This is a genomic window from Marinifilum caeruleilacunae (genome assembly GCF_013141825.1).
Taxonomy (GTDB): Bacteria; Bacteroidota; Bacteroidia; order Bacteroidales; family Marinifilaceae; genus Marinifilum; species Marinifilum caeruleilacunae.
Genome location: NZ_RZNH01000020.1, coordinates 1 through 18,006, shown reverse-complemented (window position 1 = coordinate 18,006; position 18,006 = coordinate 1). Strand labels below are relative to the sequence as shown.

16 protein-coding genes are annotated in these 18,006 nt (G+C 36.4%); 11 read left to right on the top strand and 5 right to left on the bottom strand.

Annotation, left to right across the window (positions count from 1 at the left end; genetic code table 11):
* The first annotated feature begins 40 nt into the window (after positions 1-40).
* Entirely contained in the window at positions 41-1,045 is a 1,005-nt protein-coding gene (locus tag ELS83_RS12470) for a dihydroorotate dehydrogenase-like protein (RefSeq protein WP_171595890.1), read from the top strand.
* Positions 1,046-1,084: 39 nt separating this feature from the next.
* Here ELS83_RS12470 and ELS83_RS12465 read toward each other — a convergent pair whose 3' ends face one another.
* Positions 1,085-1,606 carry a hypothetical protein gene (locus ELS83_RS12465; RefSeq protein WP_171595889.1) on the bottom strand — a complete coding sequence of 174 codons (522 nt, stop codon included), beginning with the start codon at positions 1,604-1,606 and terminating at the stop codon, positions 1,085-1,087.
* A gap of 362 nt (positions 1,607-1,968) precedes the next feature.
* On the opposite strand from ELS83_RS12465, the gene ELS83_RS12460 reads away from it, so the two are divergent.
* Both ELS83_RS12460 and ELS83_RS12455 read left to right on the top strand, forming a co-directional pair.
* Entirely contained in the window at positions 1,969-2,685 is a 717-nt protein-coding gene (locus tag ELS83_RS12460; protein ID WP_171595888.1) for a hypothetical protein, read from the top strand.
* Positions 2,686-2,701: 16 nt separating this feature from the next.
* Entirely contained in the window at positions 2,702-3,133 is a 432-nt protein-coding gene (locus tag ELS83_RS12455) for a hypothetical protein (RefSeq protein ID WP_171595887.1), read from the top strand.
* 45 nt (positions 3,134-3,178) lie between these two features.
* Here the strand turns inward: ELS83_RS12455 and uvrA are convergent, their stop codons facing one another.
* Positions 3,179-5,962 (bottom strand): excinuclease ABC subunit UvrA, encoded by a 2,784-nt coding sequence (gene uvrA, locus ELS83_RS12450; protein ID WP_171595886.1) that lies wholly within the window; start codon positions 5,960-5,962, stop codon positions 3,179-3,181.
* Positions 5,963-6,153: 191 nt separating this feature from the next.
* On the opposite strand from uvrA, the gene ELS83_RS12445 reads away from it, so the two are divergent.
* The 5 genes from ELS83_RS12445 (at position 6,154) to ELS83_RS12425 (ending at position 9,216) form a co-directional block, all read left to right on the top strand.
* Positions 6,154-6,747 (top strand): sigma-70 family RNA polymerase sigma factor, encoded by a 594-nt coding sequence (locus ELS83_RS12445; protein WP_171595885.1) that lies wholly within the window; start codon positions 6,154-6,156, stop codon positions 6,745-6,747.
* A gap of 106 nt (positions 6,748-6,853) precedes the next feature.
* Positions 6,854-7,099 carry a hypothetical protein gene (locus ELS83_RS12440; protein ID WP_171595884.1) on the top strand — a complete coding sequence of 82 codons (246 nt, stop codon included), beginning with the start codon at positions 6,854-6,856 and terminating at the stop codon, positions 7,097-7,099.
* Between the two features lie 94 nt (positions 7,100-7,193).
* A complete protein-coding gene (locus ELS83_RS12435; RefSeq protein WP_171595883.1) occupies positions 7,194-8,048 on the top strand; it encodes an SPFH domain-containing protein in 855 nt (284 codons plus the stop codon).
* 10 nt (positions 8,049-8,058) lie between these two features.
* Positions 8,059-8,241 (top strand): type II toxin-antitoxin system antitoxin, encoded by a 183-nt coding sequence (locus tag ELS83_RS12430; protein ID WP_171595882.1) that lies wholly within the window; start codon positions 8,059-8,061, stop codon positions 8,239-8,241.
* Positions 8,242-8,412: 171 nt separating this feature from the next.
* Complete coding sequence (locus tag ELS83_RS12425) at positions 8,413-9,216, top strand: CHAD domain-containing protein (RefSeq protein WP_171595881.1); 804 nt, start codon at positions 8,413-8,415, stop codon at positions 9,214-9,216.
* Here ELS83_RS12425 and ELS83_RS12420 read toward each other — a convergent pair.
* A complete protein-coding gene (locus ELS83_RS12420; RefSeq protein ID WP_171595880.1) occupies positions 9,213-11,615 on the bottom strand; it encodes a penicillin-binding protein 1A in 2,403 nt (800 codons plus the stop codon). The two genes, ELS83_RS12425 and ELS83_RS12420, sit on opposite strands and share 4 nt — an antisense overlap.
* 233 nt (positions 11,616-11,848) lie before the next feature.
* On the opposite strand from ELS83_RS12420, the gene ELS83_RS12415 reads away from it, so the two are divergent.
* Both ELS83_RS12415 and ELS83_RS12410 read left to right on the top strand, forming a co-directional pair.
* Positions 11,849-12,985 carry an FIST signal transduction protein gene (locus ELS83_RS12415; RefSeq protein WP_171595879.1) on the top strand — a complete coding sequence of 379 codons (1,137 nt, stop codon included), beginning with the start codon at positions 11,849-11,851 and terminating at the stop codon, positions 12,983-12,985.
* A gap of 4 nt (positions 12,986-12,989) precedes the next feature.
* A complete protein-coding gene (locus ELS83_RS12410) occupies positions 12,990-15,128 on the top strand; it encodes a PAS domain S-box protein (RefSeq protein ID WP_171595878.1) in 2,139 nt (712 codons plus the stop codon).
* Here the strand turns inward: ELS83_RS12410 and truA are convergent.
* The gene (truA, locus tag ELS83_RS12405) at positions 15,082-15,936 is read right to left on the bottom strand and encodes a tRNA pseudouridine(38-40) synthase TruA (protein ID WP_171595877.1); all 855 of its coding nucleotides are present in this window, start codon (positions 15,934-15,936) and stop codon (positions 15,082-15,084) included. The genes ELS83_RS12410 and truA overlap by 47 nt on opposite strands.
* A gap of 273 nt (positions 15,937-16,209) precedes the next feature.
* Between truA and ELS83_RS12400 the strand changes: the two genes are divergently transcribed.
* Positions 16,210-17,823 (top strand): dipeptidase, encoded by a 1,614-nt coding sequence (locus ELS83_RS12400; protein WP_171595876.1) that lies wholly within the window; start codon positions 16,210-16,212, stop codon positions 17,821-17,823.
* 74 nt (positions 17,824-17,897) lie between these two features.
* On the opposite strand, the gene ELS83_RS12395 is transcribed toward ELS83_RS12400, so the two are convergent.
* A partial coding sequence (locus tag ELS83_RS12395) for an IS3 family transposase (protein ID WP_171595875.1) occupies positions 17,898-18,006 on the bottom strand: 109 nt, incomplete at its 5' end.

Below are 18,006 nucleotides of genomic sequence, written 5' to 3'. Positions count from 1 at the left end.
TTGTTCGTCAACGTTTGAAATACAATAAAATCAAAATACTATGATAAATCTTGAAACCACTTATATGGGATTGCCTCTAAAGAATCCCGTGATTGTTAGTAGTTCTGGTTTAACCAATTCGGTAAGAAAAATAAAGATTATCGAAGAAAAGGGAGCTGGTGCTGTTGTTCTAAAATCTTTATTCGAAGAACAGATTACTAACGAAGCTCGCCATTTGATTAGTAAAGATCCTACAAATGTTGGATACCCTGAAGCTGAGGACTACATCCAAAACTATATTAAGGGGAACTCGGTTTCAAATTATTTGACATTAATTAAGGAAGCTAAAGAAGCAGTTTCGATTCCTATTATTGCAAGTATTAACTGTGTTTCATCTTCGGATTGGACTCATTTTGCAAAGGAAATTGAAAAGGCTGGTGCCGATGCAATTGAACTGAATGCATTCGTAGTTCCTAACGATAGAAATATGAGCTCAACAGAGTATGAGCAGTTGTATTATGAAATTTTTAATGCAGTTAAAAAGGAAGTAAATATTCCAATTTCGATGAAGTTGGGGATGTATTTTACCAACCTATTCTCAGTTGCAAACAGATTAAATGCTGATGGTGCCGATTCTGTAGTTTTATTCAACCGATTCTATGAGCCTGATATTGATATCGAAGAAATGAATATTACAAGTGCAGAAGTATTAAGTAATGCTGGCGATATTCGCAGATCTTTACGTTGGGTAGGTATGATCACTGATAAAATCAGAGGCCTGGATGTTTCTGCATCGACAGGTATTCATAGTGGCGAAGCGGCTATCAAGCAATTATTGGCAGGAGCTAAAACTGTTCAAATTTGTTCTACAGTTTACGAACATGGTTTCGATCAGGTAACAAAAATTCTGGAAGAAATTTCGGAGTGGATGAGTAGAAAAGAATTCAAATCGGTTGATGAGTTCAGAGGAAAACTGAATTATGGTAACATTCCTGATTCGGCAATGTACGAAAGAGCTCAGTTCATGAAGTACTTTTCGAATAATGAAAAAGATGTAATGATCTAAAAATAAAAAAGGCTGAATCAATTGATTCAGCCTTTCTTTTTAAAATTGATCCAGAATGTGAATGCATTCATGAATCATTCCTTTCACTTCTTCAGCTGCATTTGGTATTGCATCTTTCAGTTTATCTTGTTCTTCAATCTTTTTATTTTCTTCCAATTTTCCCGTAAAATTCTCAATTACGGTAAAGGCTTCAAAGGCAGTTTCAAAATCAGATTCCACCAATAAATCGGTAAATACACTTACGTGATTTGTAAAATCGATGCTCGATTGCCAGCAAATACCTGTTAAATCCTTTCTGATACTTTTGTATTTCTCATTCAAAATGGCATCAATAAAAATAGCATCTGCTTTTTTATCCTTAATGTCTGCCAGGAATTTAAGAATGGTATCTTTTAGTGAATCATCATCGCTTTTTACAAGCAAGTCAAAGAGAATAACAATGTCGTCTAACTGCCCTTCTTCTCTCAACTGGTTAATTGAGTCGGTAACAGTTTTAGGATCCGAAGATTGTAAACCTGATACCAGCTTATCGTGTAATGCTTTTTTTGCTTTATCGGTCATTTTAATTCCTTTTGTTCATCGCAAAATTAAAAAAAACTACGCTTATACTTAGGCTAAGTTCGATCTTATTTAGTCTTTGATGAAAAATACTTTTTTAATAATAATTAAACTTATTTCTTGTATGAACAGGGAGTTTGGAGCCAATTAATGTCCTAAATCGCCTAACGGAATAGATAAAAAATTGTATTTTCAATACGACTATAAATATTAACTCGTTATTGTTATTTATGAGAAAGCACTTCATTTGCATCCTACTTGTTGCTCTTTTTGCTTCTTGCAGTTGGAATACCTCCAATAAGAAAAAAAAAGAGGTAAGATCTAATCATCTTGAATATCAGCTTATGGCTGAAAATACCAATAAGATGAAGAGAATCTTTTTTGTTTTACCGAGTCCAATCGAAACTTCATTGTTGATAAAAAAAACAGGGGTTGTATTTCGTGAAGATCTTTTAAACTCTACCGAAAACCTGGCAGGTTATTCCACAAGCACTTCAAGAGCCATTGCATTGGGTGTATATTGTGCCGATTTAAGTTATTCAGGCTTAAATGAACAATATCAAACCTCGATTGAATATTTAAACGTTGCTCGAAACCTGGCGGAATCTTTAGGGATTTTAAAGGCTGTAGATCCTGAAAAGATCAAATTATTAGAAGAAAACCTGACCAATAAAGAGTTAATCGTAGATGTTATTTCCGAAATTTATATGGAATCGCACGAACAGTTAAGGGAGCAGGATAGATACATGCTTGCTTCCTTAATGATGATTGGAGGATGGGTAGAAAGTTTGTATTTGGCCACTCAAAGTGTACAGGTTAACGATGTAAGGCACCAGATTTTAATCGAACGAATATTAGATCAACAATTGTCACTCGAAAGTGTTAAAGCTGTACTTAGCGAGAATCAATCTCACCCAGTGATACAACCTATTTACAAAGATTTATTACATTTAGAGCGATTATTTGAAAAATCGCTTGTATCAGAAAATAAAGATCTCGATTTCTACGATAAAATAAATTTAGTGGGTTTTGAGCAACTTATTTTGAAAGTAAACGATATAAGAGATTACTTAGTCGATTAACAACTAAAATCTATACATGAGAATCTTATTATTTATTACTGTTCTATTCTTTTTTTCCAGCTCGAATACTGTTTTTTCGCAATGCAAGGAATTTGCCAAGAATGAATGTAAACCTATGCTCGAAGGTTATATGCATGATGGGAATTACAACGGAGTTGTTTTAAACATCGATGAGGATGTGGAACTACACAAGGCCTTTTTCGGTGGGCAAAAATATAGAATGGTAGTATGCCGGGAAGATTATCTTCCTCCCATTCATTTTAAGCTTCTTAACTCGGATTTTGAAGTGCTCTACGATAATCAGGAGGCTGGATTTGCCAATACTTATGATTTTGAGTTGGAAAAATCGGAAACACTAATTATATCTATGAAATTTGTTAACGACGGTGAAGATTACGACAAAAGTATGAATGGCTGTGTTGTGATATTATTTGGATTAAAAATGTAAATGCCACGATATAAAAAAGGCTCCTTTTAAGGAGCCTTTTTTTGATTATAACTTTTCTTTCAGGTATTTTCCTGTGTATGATTGTTTGCATTTAGCAGCACCCTCTGGTGTACCTTCAAAAACAATTTCACCTCCTTTATTACCTCCTTCAGGACCAAGATCGATTAACCAGTCGGCACTCTTAATAATTTCCATATTGTGCTCAATAATAATTAAAGTGTGACCTCTTGATATTAAGGCATTGAAAGCATCCATTAATTTATGGATATCATGAAAATGAAGACCCGTTGTTGGTTCATCGAAAATAAACAAACAAGGTTCAGCCTTTTCCTTAGCAAGGAAAGAAGCCAATTTTACCCTTTGACTTTCGCCACCACTTAATGTACTCGACGATTGTCCCAGCTTGACATATCCCAAACCAACATCAACCAATGGTTTTAAACGTTGGGCAATTTTCTTTTCGATATTGCCTTTCGATTCACTAAAAAACTCGGTGGCTTCATTTACCGTCATTTCCAGTACATCATGAATGTTTTTATTCTTATAACGTATGTCTAAAATATCGTCTTTAAACCTTCTGCCTTTACAGCTTTCGCATTGCAGGTAAATATCAGCCATAAACTGCATTTCAACCTTAATGATCCCTTCTCCCTGGCATTCATCACATCTTCCGCCATCGATATTAAATGAAAAATGCGATGCCTTAAAACCTGCATATTGCGATGCTTTCTGATCGGCATAAAGTTTCCTGATTTCATCATAAGCCTTAAGATAGGTAACCGGGTTCGAACGGGACGATTTACCAATCGGATTCTGATCGACAAACTCGATATTTTTTACCAATTGCAAATCCCCTTTCAGAAGGTCGAAATGACCACTTTTATCGGAATATCCACCATAGTGTTTCTTTAAGGCTGGATATAGTATGGTTTTTACCAGTGATGATTTTCCTGAACCACTCACACCTGTAATTACCGACATCACGTTAAGTGGAAACTTGATATTTAAACCCTTTAGGTTATTTTCTCTGGCACCAACAATTTCGATAAAATTGTTCCATTTTTTCCTTTTATCAGGAACAGGAATATTTCTCTCTTGCGAGATGTATTGGGAAGTTAAACTTTCGTTTGATTTTTTCAATTCAAGCAGATCTCCTTGAAATACTACCTCACCACCAAGTCTTCCCGCATGTGGACCAATATCGATCACATGATCGGCAGCAAGAATTATATCTTCATCATGTTCAACCACGATTACCGTGTTGCCAAGATCTCGAAGTTGTTTCAATACTTTAATTAGTAAATCGGTATCGCGCGAGTGAAGGCCAATACTTGGTTCATCGAGAATATACAATGACCCTACAAGGCTACTTCCCAATGAGGTTGCCAGGTTAATTCGTTGCGATTCACCACCAGATAAACTACTCGATAATCGGTTTAAGGTAAGATATCCCAAGCCAACATCAGAAAGAAATTGTAGTCTGTTTCGAATATCAACTAAGAGTCTTTTTGCAATTTGCTCTTCGGTTTTGCTAAGCTCCAGGTCCTGGAAGAAATTGTTGAGTTCCACAATTGGCATTAATACCAAATCCTGAATGTTTTTGCCTGCAATTTTAATGTAACCAGCTTCCTTCTTTAATCGGGTTCCGCGACAATCGGGACAGGTAGTTTTACCACGGTATCTCGATAGCATTACGCGATATTGGATTTTGTATTGTTTTGATTCCAGGTATTTAAAGAATGCATTTAAGCCTTTAAAATGACGATTTCCGGTCCACAACAGTAGTTTTTGCTCATCGCTTAGTTCAAAATAAGGTCGATGAATCGGAAAATCGAACTGATCGGCTGCATAAATCAATTGGTTTTTCCACTCCTGCATTTTTTCACCCTTCCAACAAACCACTGCGTCATCGTAAATACTCATGGTTTTGTTAGGAATTACAAGATCTTCATCAATTCCAATCACTTTTCCGAAACCTTCACATTTAGGACAAGCTCCTACCGGATTGTTAAAACTGAAAGTATGGACATTCGGGTCTTCGAACTCTATTCCGTCGGCTTCGAAGCGATTTGAGAAACGATGTGTTTTACCATCAAACATGACCAAACATTCACCTTTTCCTTCGTAAAATGCAGTTTGTAAGGAGTCGGCCATCCTGTTCTGAGTATCTTCATCCGAAGAAACACGAATTCGGTCGATTACGATATGAATGGCTTTATCGGCAGGAATAATTTCGGGAGCTTCGAGGGCATCGAAAATTTTATGAATTTTCCCATCAATTTCTATTCTGGAAAAACCTTGCTTCGATAATACCTCCAATTGCTCTTTTTTGCTTCTTTCGCCATTTAGCATTTCTGCCAAAATCATTACTGGCAGATCTTCCTTTTGCTGTAAAATAAAATTAACAACATCGGTAATGCTATGACGCTTTACCATTGTATTGGAAACAGGCGAATAAGTTTTCCCAATTCTTGCAAATAAAAGCTTTAGGTAGTCGTAAATCTCGGTAGATGTTCCTACAGTAGATCTTGGGTTTCGGGTGTTTACCTTTTGTTCAATGGCAATTGCCGGAGGTATTCCTTTGATGAAATCAACCTCAGGTTTATCTATCCTGCCCAAAAACTGGCGTGCATAGGCCGATAAACTTTCCACGTATCTTCTTTGTCCCTCGGCATATAAAGTATCAAATGCAAGCGAAGATTTCCCCGATCCTGAAAGTCCCGTAATTACAATAAACTGATTACGAGGAATCTTTAAATCGATGTTCTTTAAATTGTGAACTCTTGCACCTTTTATATGAATAAAATCTTCTGAAAATTTCTCTGCCATTTGTATTATATCTGCTCCAAATTGGAGTTGAATTTATATCTTGAAAATGAATTTCCAAAGTTATTTAACTTCTAAAGATTTTCAAATCTCAGGAAAAATTAGTTTATTGCATACAGTTACCATTAATAAACCCAAACAAAAGGAGATACTGCTTATAGAAAAAATTTACGCTGTTTAAAAAATAAATAGTTGTGAAGTTGAGACAAAATCCTACCGATTATGATCTCGTGAAGCAGTATATTGATGGTAATCATGATAGTATTGATATTTTAATCAATCGTCATAAGGATAGAATTTATACCTACATCTATCTTATCGTAAAAAATCATCAGCTTAGCGAGGACATCTTTCAGGACACTTTTATTAAAGTGATCCGATCTTTGCGTTTAGGCAAATATCAAGACAATGGCAAATTTTTAGCCTGGGTGTTACGAATTGCACACAATCTGATCATTGATCATTTCAGGAGAGAAAAGCAAAATAATACTTTCTCGAAAGATGATTATGAATTGGACATCTTCAATTCCAATAAATTTTGTGAAGGGAATTGTGAAGATGATCTGATTCGGGATCAAATTCATGATGATATCAGGGAATTGGTGGAGGAATTGCCTCCAGACCAGCGGGAAGTGGTGATATTAAGACACTATAAAGGTTTAAGTTTTAAAGATATCGCTGACCAGACTGATGTTAGTATTAACACAGCTTTGGGCAGGATGCGATATGCTTTAATTAACATGAGAAAGATTATCGAAGAGCGAAATATGAGTTTAACTTTTCAGTAGTTTTTTATTTGATTTTAGTAGGCCGGAATTATTTTCCGGCTTTTTTTGTTTTTGAGATACTAAAACAAATTCAGCGGCGTTTTAGAGTAAAATAAATCAGCAAAAAATGCCTATGAATGAAATTTACTCTTTATTACAACATGATGTTTTATTTTCACCTGACGAGATGCTTAGCTTGCTTGATACAATTTCGGATCTAAACCTATTTGAATCATCGGATTTATACCAATTATTAGATGAATTCAAAATTAAAGCATCAGGTGAATTGGTAGAGCGCATACAAACTTTTAATCGATCAACCCTTAATGTTGATCTTAGAATCCCGGATATACGGGAGTTGATGTTGAATTAATTCCAATCGGAGCGATAATCGTTCCGATTTTTTTTTGCCTGTGTTAAAATTTAATTGTAAATTGATATCAAAATAATATCAAAATAATTATAGTATGAAACAGGAAAAAAGTTTTTCGGCAATCTCGGGTTTTGCAATGGTATTTGTATGTTTTCTGCTTTTATCGGCAGGAGTACTTGGTATCATTTTTCTAAGAAACCCAATTTTTGTGCTCCTCATTTTTACATTTGTGATTTGTCTGCCGGGTTTTACGGTGGTAAATCCAAATCAATCGATGGTATTAATTCTTTTTGGGGCTTACAAGGGAACCATTTTAAGCAACGGTTTTTTCTGGGTAAATCCGTTATTTGTAAAAAAGAAGATATCTTTGCGTGCAAGAAACCTGGACAGCGACCCACTTAAGGTGAACGATAAAATTGGTAACCCGATCATGATTGGTGTTGTTTTGGTTTGGAGAGTGAAGGATACCTATAAAGCAGCATTTGATGTGAACGACTATGAGAACTTTGTTTCCATACAATCGGAGGCGGCAATTCGTCACATGGCTGGCGCATATCCTTACGATAATTTCGAAGATGAAAAGGCCGAAATTACTTTAAGATCTGGTGGAAACGAAGTTTGCGAATTGTTGGAGCAGGAACTAACCGACCGATTGGCAATTGCTGGAATTGAAGTGATGGAAGCAAGAATTAATTACCTTGCATATGCTTCTGAAATTGCTGGAGCCATGCTACGTCGTCAACAAGCTACTGCAGTAGTTGCGGCACGTTACAAAATTGTAGAGGGTGCGGTAAGCATGGTTGAAATGGCTTTGGAAGAACTTGCCGATAAAGATATTGTAGATTTGGATGAAGATAAAAAAGCGACCATGGTAAGCAATTTAATGGTAGTACTTTGTTCAGATAAGGATGCAACACCAGTATTAAATACCGGAAGTTTGTATCAATAATAGATTGAATATGACAAAAAAGAAATCATTTGTTCTGCGTTTAAGTCCCGAGATGTTTAAGAAGCTCGAAAAATGGGCTGTTGATGAATTTCGAAGTACAAACGGTCAAATCGAATGGATTCTGAATAAAGCACTTAAGGACGCTGGAAGATTAAAAGAAGAAAAGGAGAGTGATGATGATCTCTCCAAGTGAATACATACATTGTTTATGCTGAGGCCACTCATTATGGGTGGCCTTTTTATTTGTATCATTTTAATAATATTATTTTAAATTAAACAAAAAGTCTTTTCTTAAATTACATTTTACTAATAATTTGATTTTGTGTATCTTGTATATGATTGTTAGGGGATTTATAGTAGTGATATGAATAAATTAAGCGCATTTTACAAGAAAAGGTTTGATGGATTTTTAACGCACTTAACAGAGGCCAAAAATCTGGATGAAGAGAATGTTCACAAATTACGTGTTGATATTAAAAATATGCGTAGTCTGCTTTTGTTGGTAGACGCATTAAATTTGGGGGCCAATATCGTAGGTAAATTATTAAAACAACTTCGACCCATTTTTAAATATTCTGGTCGTTTAAGAACGATACAGGTGTGTAAAAAACTGGTGGAACAACACGATATTAAAAATCAAGAGAAGGTTGTTAAGATTCTTGAAGAAACCAAAGATCAGGTTTCCCAGGAATTTGTTTTGGCCATGGAGAAATTCAAACCTGAAAAATTTCAAAAAAGAATTGCTAAACTGTACCAGGTTTTAGATGAAATTACACCGCCTGACTTAAGGGATAAAGCAGATAAAATTATCCATGATGAGCTTGATTTGATTTACAAATTGTGGGCCTCATCGCGAGGAGAGGAACACTACCATGATATCCGCAAGTTTTTTAAAATTATTAAATCATTGCTTCAATTGTTAATTGCTGTTGAAACCTCTCCTGATTTGGAAAGAGAATACAAAATTGTAAACGACACCGAAACCATTTTGGGCGATTGGCACGATAGGGATGTTCTGGATAAGAAGCTAGCCAAAATTCAAAAGTTTGCTCCAAATCCAGAATTTAAATCATTGGTTCGTGAAATCAAAAATAAAAACAGAAGCGAAAAGAATGCTTTCGTTAAGAGTTTTAAACAACAAATGCTAACCAACTTCTTAAAGAGTTAATTCTTGTCTTTCTTCTTTCTAAAAATGTTTTTAATTCGCTGATAAATCGATTTTCTCTCAGATTTTCTTTTTTCACGTCTTAGTTTACGTTCCATAAGTTTATCTCGATCTCTGGCCTGAACACCAAACATTTTTTGTAAGAAGCCCGAATCTTTGGGTACATAATGAGGAATATTCAACTGTGCAAGAATCTCACGATCGGGTTTGGTAATGCTGGCATAGCTGTAATTTGTATATTTTCGATTTCTGCTGATTTTCTTCATAAATTTACCGTAAATCGGCAAAGCCATGCTCGCGCCTTGACCTAATGTGAGCGAACGGAAATGAACCCGCATATCGTCTGCACCAACCCAGGCACCGGCAACCAATTGAGAATTGTAGCCAATATACCAGCCATCGGCATGAGAATTGGTTGTTCCTGTTTTGCCAGCTAAATCACCTTCCAGTCCATAAATATTTCTTAAGGTTTTTCCTGTTCCCTGGTTCACCACCGACTGTAACATGTGATTGATGATATCCGCATTTTGAGGCGACATCACAAACCTGTTTTCCTCTCTTTCTTTCGATAAATCCGCAATAAGATTACCACGCTTATCTTCAATTTTTACCAGGTAATAAGGATCAACATGAACTCCGCGGTTGGCAAGAGTGGCATATACTTGCATCATTTCAAGCAATGAAATGTTAGCCGTTCCCAGTGCCAAAGATGGAACCTTAGGCAAATTACTTTCAACGCCCATTTCTTCTGCCAGAACAATGGCATCTCTAATTCCGGTTTGCAACAATACATCCACCGCAATGGTATTCACCGATTCGGCCAGGGCACCTTCCATGCTATAGCTTCCTTCGTACATATTGTCGGCATTACGAGGCGACCAATTGTCGTATTCTTCGTAAATTTTCCTCTCATTGGGGAAGAACTCAAAAGGCGATAAACCCTCTTCTAAAGCTGCCGAAAATACCACAGGTTTAAACACAGAACCAACTTGTCTTTTAGCAGTTACATGATCGTATTTGAAATGATTAAAATCGATTCCTCCGACCCAGGCTTTTATTTTTCCTGATTTTGGCTCCATAGCTAAAAAGCCAGTGTTCAATAACTGAACGTAGTGTTTGATCGAATCGTTGGGCGACATGTTTACATTTTTCTCACCTGCCCAGGTGAAAATTTTCATGTCTACCTTTTTATTGAAAATTTTGTTGATATCCTGTTCCGATTTGCCTGCCTTTTTCAACTTTTTATATCGTTCCGACCTGCGTTTGGCATCACTTAAGATCTCCTTTTTATTGTCCCAGGGTTTGGAATTTCCCCAGTGCTTGTAAAATAAATTTTGCAATTGTTTCAGATGTTCGCCAACCGATTGTTCTGCATAAGCCTGCAACTTGGAGTCAAGTGTTGTAGTAATTTTTAAACCATCTTTATAAATGTCGTAATAGCTTCCATCTTCCTTTGGATAATCTTTTAGAATACGATTGGCTTCGATCCTGATTTTTTCTCTAAGGTAAGGCGCCAGGCCAACTCTTGAAGCCTGGTTATTGTATTGCAATCCTAAAGGTAATTTTTTTAACTGCTTGGCTTTGTTGTCCGAAATGTATTCATATTTGGCCATTTGGTTCAAGACCACATTTCGCCTCTGCTTTGATCTTTCTGGATGTAAACGCGGGTTATAGTAGGTTGGAGCTTTCAGCATTCCTATTAAAACGGCACATTCATGAGTTTTTAATGCCGATGCCGGTTTACTGAAAAATTGTCGCGAGGCACTTTCAATTCCAAACACATTTTCCCCAAAAGATACCGTATTTAAATACAATTGAAGAATCTCTTTTTTAGAGTAGATTTTTTCCAGTCTTGAGGCTGTAATGGCTTCGCGAATTTTATTAATCGGCATTGTTAATGCACCATAACGCTTACGCGGATATAAGTTTTTAGCCAATTGCTGACTTAATGTGCTTCCACCACCAGAACTTCTGTCGCCCATAATCAACGATTTTACGAGAACTCGTAACATGCTTCTCTGATCAACACCCTGGTGTTCGTAAAACCTGGCATCTTCGGTTGCAATTAGCGAGTTGATTACATTGGGCGAAATATCTTTAAAGTTAACATTGGTTCTGTTCTCGGAATAAACCCGACCCAATATGGCACCATCCTCTGAATAAATTTCTGAAGCATCGGCATTTTTAATATTTCTGAGTGTATAATAATCGGGCAATTTGCCCCAGAAACCTAAATAAACGCTAGAGAATAATAATCCAAGCGCAACAACAAGAAGTGCTATCGACAGCAAACCAAAGCGAATGATATAAGATTTGAAGCTTCTTTTTTTTGATTTCCGTTTTTTCGCTACTTTTTTCTTTGATGTTGTCTTTTTGTTACTTGTTTTTCTTGACTTTACCATACTGTATATAAAAGGTGGTATTCTATTATCAACGAATAATTACTTCAAAGATTATATGAAACTCGTCGAATTTATATTTATAGTATTCAAAAATAGGCATAAATTCTAAAAAACTCGTCGAATTATGTAACAGTATATGTTATGAATCGTATTAAACTGTTGACGAATAGCTGATAAAATTCTATCAGTAAATAAAAAATTGATTTAAACGACTACTACTTATATACTGACATATGAAAATTGACAAACTGTTATTACAATCGAAAGAGGAATTTGATCGCATAAAAAATATCCGGATAAAACCGAATTTAATTTTTCTCTTTGGGTCGAGAAACATGTTGGTAGAGAATAGCCTATCAGAAATGCTAATTGATACTTTTCCGGGTGCAATCTTATTTGGCTGCTCATCGTCAGGAGAAATTTCGGATGTCGAAGTGGTAGACGACAGTATTGTTTTAACCGCGGTTGAATTGGAGTGTTCCGAAGTAAAAATGGAATCCATTTCAATCGATAATCAAATTGATGATCATCAGTTGGGATCAAGTTTATTGGAACAATTCGATAAAGAGCAACTAAAACATGTTATGATTTTATCGGATGGTTTAAATATTAACGGTGCTGAATTGGTACAAGGTTTAGATGATGAGTTACCAGAAGGAGTAACCATTACAGGTGGTTTGGCAGGAGATGGAACCGATTTTAACGAAACAGTTGTGTTCGATCGACATGGTAAAGCCATAAAGAATTGTATTGCTGCTTTGGGATTTTATGGTGACAGGATCTCTGTTGGTTACGGATCAAACGGAGGTTGGGATAGCTTCGGACTGGAAAGATTGGTGACAAAATCGAAAGCCAATATTTTATACGAGTTAGATGGAAAACCAGCATTGCAATTGTACAAACAATTTTTAGGAGAAAGGGCGGAAGGATTACCGGCGGCAGGCTTGTTATTTCCTTTAAGCCTTAGAGAAAATGGAGTACAGGAACCAGTTGTGCGTACCATTTTAGGAGTGAATGAAGAAGATCAGTCTATGACTTTTGCAGGAAATATCCCGGAAGGTTCCTATGTGAAGTTAATGAAAGCTAATGTTGACCGATTGATTAACGGAGCCGAAAATTCGGCCATAACCACTACGGAATTACTGCCTAAAGGCAAGGCTGAGTTGGCCATATTAATTAGCTGCGTTGGACGTAAACTTGTACTAAAACAACTGATAGAAGAAGAAGTAGAGGCTGTTTCTGATGTGATAGGTAATGATGTATGTATTACCGGATTTTACTCTTATGGAGAAATTTCTCCATTCCGCAAAAATACGCCATGTATGTTGCATAATCAGACCATGACAATCACAACAATTTCTGAAAAGTAAGTGTATGCATCGATTATTAAAAAGGCAAATACGTAAGTTTTTATCAGAAGATGATCAGGAAAAAATGAAAGGTTTTCTTGAGGTGATCAATGATGCATATGTTGATTTTGATTCTGATATCAAGCAAATTGAAAATATTCTGGAAGAGAGCTCACAGGAATTGTTTAATGCAAATCGGGAGCTCGAACGTAGAATCGAATCTAAAAGTCGTGAAATAGAATCTACCAGTTCCAGATTGGAATCAATAGTAGATAATATTAATGAAATTATATTTCAGGCAAATATCGAAGGCGAATGGATGTATCTGAATCCGGCATGGACAAAGATTACCGGCTTTGATTTGTGGTCGAGTATTGGTACCAATGTTTTTGAATTTGTGCACCCCGACGATATTGAATTGTGCAAATTAAAATTAAGGTATTTGCTTGAGCACAAGGAAAAAACCAATCATTTCGAAGTGCGTTTTGTAACCAAATCGGGAAGCTACAAGTGGTGCGAGATTGAAGAACGATTAATAATTGGTGAAGACGGTAAAGCCACGGGATTATCAGGATTTATAAAAGACATTTCGGAACGCAAAAGCCTTGAAGAGGAAAAGAATTTAACGGCCGAAAAATTTAGATTGATATTTGAGAAATCATCGGTGGCTTATTTAATTATCAAAGAATCAAGATTCCTGGATTGTAACCAGGCTTGTCTGGATTTGTATGGCGTAGAAAAACGTGAAAATTTTATCGGAAAGTTTGTACGTGATTTTTCACCGGAATTTCAGCCCGATGGAATGAAATCATCGGACAAAGCAATGGAAGTGATTCGTGAAGCTCGCGATAAGGGTTTCAATAAATTCGACTGGATGCATATTAAGGAAGATGGAAGCGAATTCCCTGTAGAGGTGAGTTTGAATCCAGTTCAGTTGGCCGAAGGGAATATCCTTTTTGTTGCTCTAAACGACTTGTCGGAACGAAAGAGGGTAGAATCGGAGTTAATTATGGCCAAGGAAAAAGCCGAAGAAGCTACCAAAGCCAAAGCCCAGTTTCTTTCTACCATGTCGCATGAAATTCGTACTCCAATGAATGCTGTAATTGGGGTAACTCACTTGTTGTCAGAAAATAATCCAAGGGAAGACCAGTTGAGCAATTTAAATATTTTAAAGCTTTCGGCTGATAACTTGCTTACTTTGATAAATGATATTTTAGACTTTAGTAAGATTGAGGCCGGTAAAATTGAGTTAGAGAATATCGATTTTAACTTTAGAAACTTCATCAACAATATAACTGCGGGATTCTACATGAAAGCAAAAGAGAAGAATCTGGATTTTATTGTTGAGGTTGATCCAAAAATTCCGGCTCACCTCACAGGTGATCCTACCAGGCTATCACAAGTTATCACCAACCTTTGTTGCAATGCTATCAAATTTACCGATCAGGGAAGAGTCACATTGAAAGCTGATTTTAAAGGAAATTCAGATGACAGAGTGAAACTTCAGTTTGAAATTAGCGATACCGGAATTGGTATACCATTGGATAAAAAAGATCAGATTTTTGAATCATTTTCACAGGCAGATTCCAATACCACACGTTTGTATGGTGGAACAGGTTTAGGACTTGCCATTACAGGAAAACTGGTGGAGCTGATGAATGGTAATATTAATGTGGAAAGCGAAGCGGGTAAAGGAACTTCTTTCTTTGTAAATGTTGACCTAAAAATCAGTATCCAATCAAAACCAAAAGTGACCTTTACCGATGAACACTTTACTGATTGTGAAAGAATTAAAGGCATGCATGTATTGGTTGCCGAAGACAATCCTATGAATGTACTGATCATCAAGCAATTTTTGAAAAAATGGGATGTAACTTATGAAATTGCAAAAAATGGGAAAATTGCATTAGAGAAAGTGCAAGAAGAAGATTACAATATGGTTCTAATGGATTTGCAAATGCCTGTAATGGATGGTTACGATGCTGCTCAGAATATTCGAAAACTTAAAGATGAGAAGTACAAAAGAATACCTATTATTGCTGTTACAGCCTCGGCATTTAACGAAATTCGAGCTAAGGTAATTGGTTCAGGCATGACTGATTTTGTGACTAAGCCAATTAACCCGGAAGAGTTGTATCTGAAGTTGGAGAAATATGCGAACTAGTTGATACAGCAATCCACTCTTTTAAATCGAGCAGTAAGCACTGGTTGCTTACACATTCATTCGAAATAAATGGATATTTAATTTCTGAAAGATACAAGCCTTGTGGGTAAGCAAAAACCAATGGCTTGGGTGTGATCATACGATTGAGCTGATTTTTAAACTCTTCTACACTCAATTTACCTTGTCCTACTTCCAATAATTGATGGACAATAATTCGAATCATTCCTTTTAAGAAACGATTGGCTTTGAATTCGATGCGAAAAAACTGACGATCGATGGTTTGATAAAGCTGAACTTTCTCCATCTTACAGATAGTATGATTGTGGCGGTCGGGCGTTTTACAGAATGCTCGAAAATCTTGCTCGCCTACCAGTAGATTTGCTGCATCTTGCATTTTTTCGCAATTCAGATCGAGCGAATAAAGGGAGCTGATATCACCTAAATAAGGATTTTTACTGATGTGAATAAAGTAATTGTAGGTTCTTAAATTTGCACTGTGTTGGGCATGATTCTTTGCCTCTACCTTTCTGAAGTCGAAAATAGAAATATCTGGTGGCAACATTCGATTGAAGGCAAAAAGTAGATTTTGAGAAATTTCCCTGCTCACATCAATGTGAAAATAGTATTGCGAGGCATGAACACCAGCATCGGTTCTCCCACAGCCAATACAATGAACCTTCTCTTTCAGGAATTTACTAAGGACCTCCTCAATGGTTTCCTGTACACTTTTGGCATTAACTTGCTTTTGCCAACCTCTGTATTCGCTGCCTTTATAGGCGATATGGAAAAAATACCTGTGTTTCGACATCAATTTTGAATTTGTGTTCAAAGGTACAAACTGATTTTTACATGGATGAAAGAGCGATTGCTTTCTTTACTGTTTTTAAATAGTTCACATTTTCTATATAATATCGCAGAATAAATTAATTTTAGGACTCAATTTTAAATCTGATATCGATGGCTTGCCAAATGAATCATTCGAAGCTTTTCTTTTGATTGAGTGTAAGCAAACTATCGAGATTATACGAAGATGTATAATAGGGTATAAAGTCGTATAAGAACACATTAAAACAACAAACCAATGAAGAAGTTATTATTAGCAGTATTTGCCTTGCTAACAATGTACCCGGCAAGTATTGTTGCGCAAGGAGTATTAGATCAGGTAAACGATCCATTTTTTGGAGAAAGTTGTACCAGTATTTTGGTAGGTAAGAAAGCCTCAACCGACGGTTCTGTCATTACAAGTCATACCTGCGACGGAAGATACAGAACATGGTTGGAAGTAGAGAAAGGGCAAAAGTTTGAGAACGATACTACCATGGATGTTTACAAAGGAAGTTTGAAAACAGAAACCGCCTGGGACAGACGAAAAATGAACGTAGTCGGAAGCATTCCACAAGCAAAAGAGACCTTTGCTTATTTAAATACGGCTTACCCATGTTTAAATGAAAAACAGCTGGCAATTGGCGAAACTACTATTGTTGGTCCAAAAGAACTTGTAAACGAAAAAGGAATGTTCCTGATTGAAGAGTTGGAAAGAATTGCTTTACAGCGTTGTTCAACTGCTCGCGATGCCATCAAACTAATTGGTGAACTGATTAAGGAATATGGATATGGCGATTGGGGTGAGTGTATCACCATAGCCGACAAAAATGAAGTATGGCAGTTGGAGATTTTCGGTGAAGGTCCTGATAATATCGGGGGTGTTTGGGCTGCTCAGCGTATTCCGGATGATCATGTTGGGGTATCGGCAAATATTGCAAGAATTGGAAAAATCGATAAGAAGAACAAGGATTATTTCATGTATTCCGATAATGTTTTTTCTGTAGCTAAAGAGCTTGGAAGATGGGATGGAAAAGAAGAATTTAAATTCTGGAAAGCATATGGTAAGGTTGAAAAACCATTCAAGATTCGTGAATTTTTCATTCTAAATGCTTTGGCACCATCATTAAATTTAGATTTTGAGGCAGACGAACTTCCTTTCTCGGTTAAACCGGATAAAAAAGTTTCTGTACGTGACGTAATTGCGCTGTATCGTGAAACATATGAAGGAACTGAGTATGATATGACTCAAAACTTAAAGGTTATTAAGAAAAAATACAACGATAAGAAAGAAGAGATTGGTGCCGATACAGTAATTGCTCCTAATGCTCACCCTTGGCCAACCAGAGATTCCAGAAACTTGAACAATTACCTGAAAGAGGGTAGTGTTGAGTATCAGAGAACGGTTGCTGTTGCATGGTGTTCTTATTCACACATTATTCAGTTAAGAGGTTGGTTGCCTGATGAAATTGGTGGTAGAGCTTGGTTCTCATTCGATAACCCGGGCCAAAGTCCACGTGTACCTATCTATTCTGGTACAACAGAATTACCTGAGAGCTTTAACTATTGTGGACAAAAACGTTATCGCGAAGATGCAGCCATCTGGCAATATCGTAAAGCCAATAAGTTGGCTACCTTGCAGTGGCAGAATACCAGAAAAGGCATGATGGAAGAAGTTGCTTACTTTGAAGACAAAGGTTTTGATGATGCTGAGTATTTCGAGGCGAAAATCGAAAAACTTCTGAAAGAAGGAAAGAAAGAAGAAGCAACAGAGCTTTTGAATAAGTTTACAAAAGATTTTACCGGTGCAACAATGTTACGTTGGAAAGAGCTTGAAAATGAATATTGGGGAAAATTCGGATTGGGATTCTAAGCCATTAAAAAGATAAAAGGAAGCCATTTACTTATCTGAAGTGAACCCCAAATATTGGACGGTTATAAAATAAGTTAATGATATTGAGTTCGGTATTTTACCGGACTCAATCCGTTTAAATGAGTCTTTATTCTAATATTATTGTAGTAATWTATATACTCCTCCAGTTCCTTTAGAAAGTGT

Excerpts from the sequence above, each read along its gene's own strand:
- ELS83_RS12470 (WP_171595890.1), top strand. The coding sequence starts at position 41 with ATGATAAATCTTGAAACCACTTATATGGGATTGCCTCTAAAGAATCCC.
- ELS83_RS12465 (WP_171595889.1), bottom strand. The coding sequence starts at position 1,606 with ATGACCGATAAAGCAAAAAAAGCATTACACGATAAGCTGGTATCAGGT.
- ELS83_RS12460 (WP_171595888.1), top strand. The coding sequence starts at position 1,969 with ATGAAGAGAATCTTTTTTGTTTTACCGAGTCCAATCGAAACTTCATTG.
- ELS83_RS12455 (WP_171595887.1), top strand. The coding sequence starts at position 2,702 with ATGAGAATCTTATTATTTATTACTGTTCTATTCTTTTTTTCCAGCTCG.
- uvrA (WP_171595886.1), bottom strand. The coding sequence starts at position 5,962 with ATGGCAGAGAAATTTTCAGAAGATTTTATTCATATAAAAGGTGCAAGA.
- ELS83_RS12440 (WP_171595884.1), top strand. The coding sequence starts at position 6,854 with ATGCCTATGAATGAAATTTACTCTTTATTACAACATGATGTTTTATTT.
- ELS83_RS12435 (WP_171595883.1), top strand. The coding sequence starts at position 7,194 with ATGAAACAGGAAAAAAGTTTTTCGGCAATCTCGGGTTTTGCAATGGTA.
- ELS83_RS12430 (WP_171595882.1), top strand. The coding sequence starts at position 8,059 with ATGACAAAAAAGAAATCATTTGTTCTGCGTTTAAGTCCCGAGATGTTT.
- ELS83_RS12425 (WP_171595881.1), top strand. The coding sequence starts at position 8,413 with ATGAATAAATTAAGCGCATTTTACAAGAAAAGGTTTGATGGATTTTTA.
- ELS83_RS12420 (WP_171595880.1), bottom strand. The coding sequence starts at position 11,615 with ATGGTAAAGTCAAGAAAAACAAGTAACAAAAAGACAACATCAAAGAAA.
- ELS83_RS12415 (WP_171595879.1), top strand. The coding sequence starts at position 11,849 with ATGAAAATTGACAAACTGTTATTACAATCGAAAGAGGAATTTGATCGC.
- ELS83_RS12410 (WP_171595878.1), top strand. The coding sequence starts at position 12,990 with ATGCATCGATTATTAAAAAGGCAAATACGTAAGTTTTTATCAGAAGAT.
- truA (WP_171595877.1), bottom strand. The coding sequence starts at position 15,936 with ATGTCGAAACACAGGTATTTTTTCCATATCGCCTATAAAGGCAGCGAA.
- ELS83_RS12400 (WP_171595876.1), top strand. The coding sequence starts at position 16,210 with ATGAAGAAGTTATTATTAGCAGTATTTGCCTTGCTAACAATGTACCCG.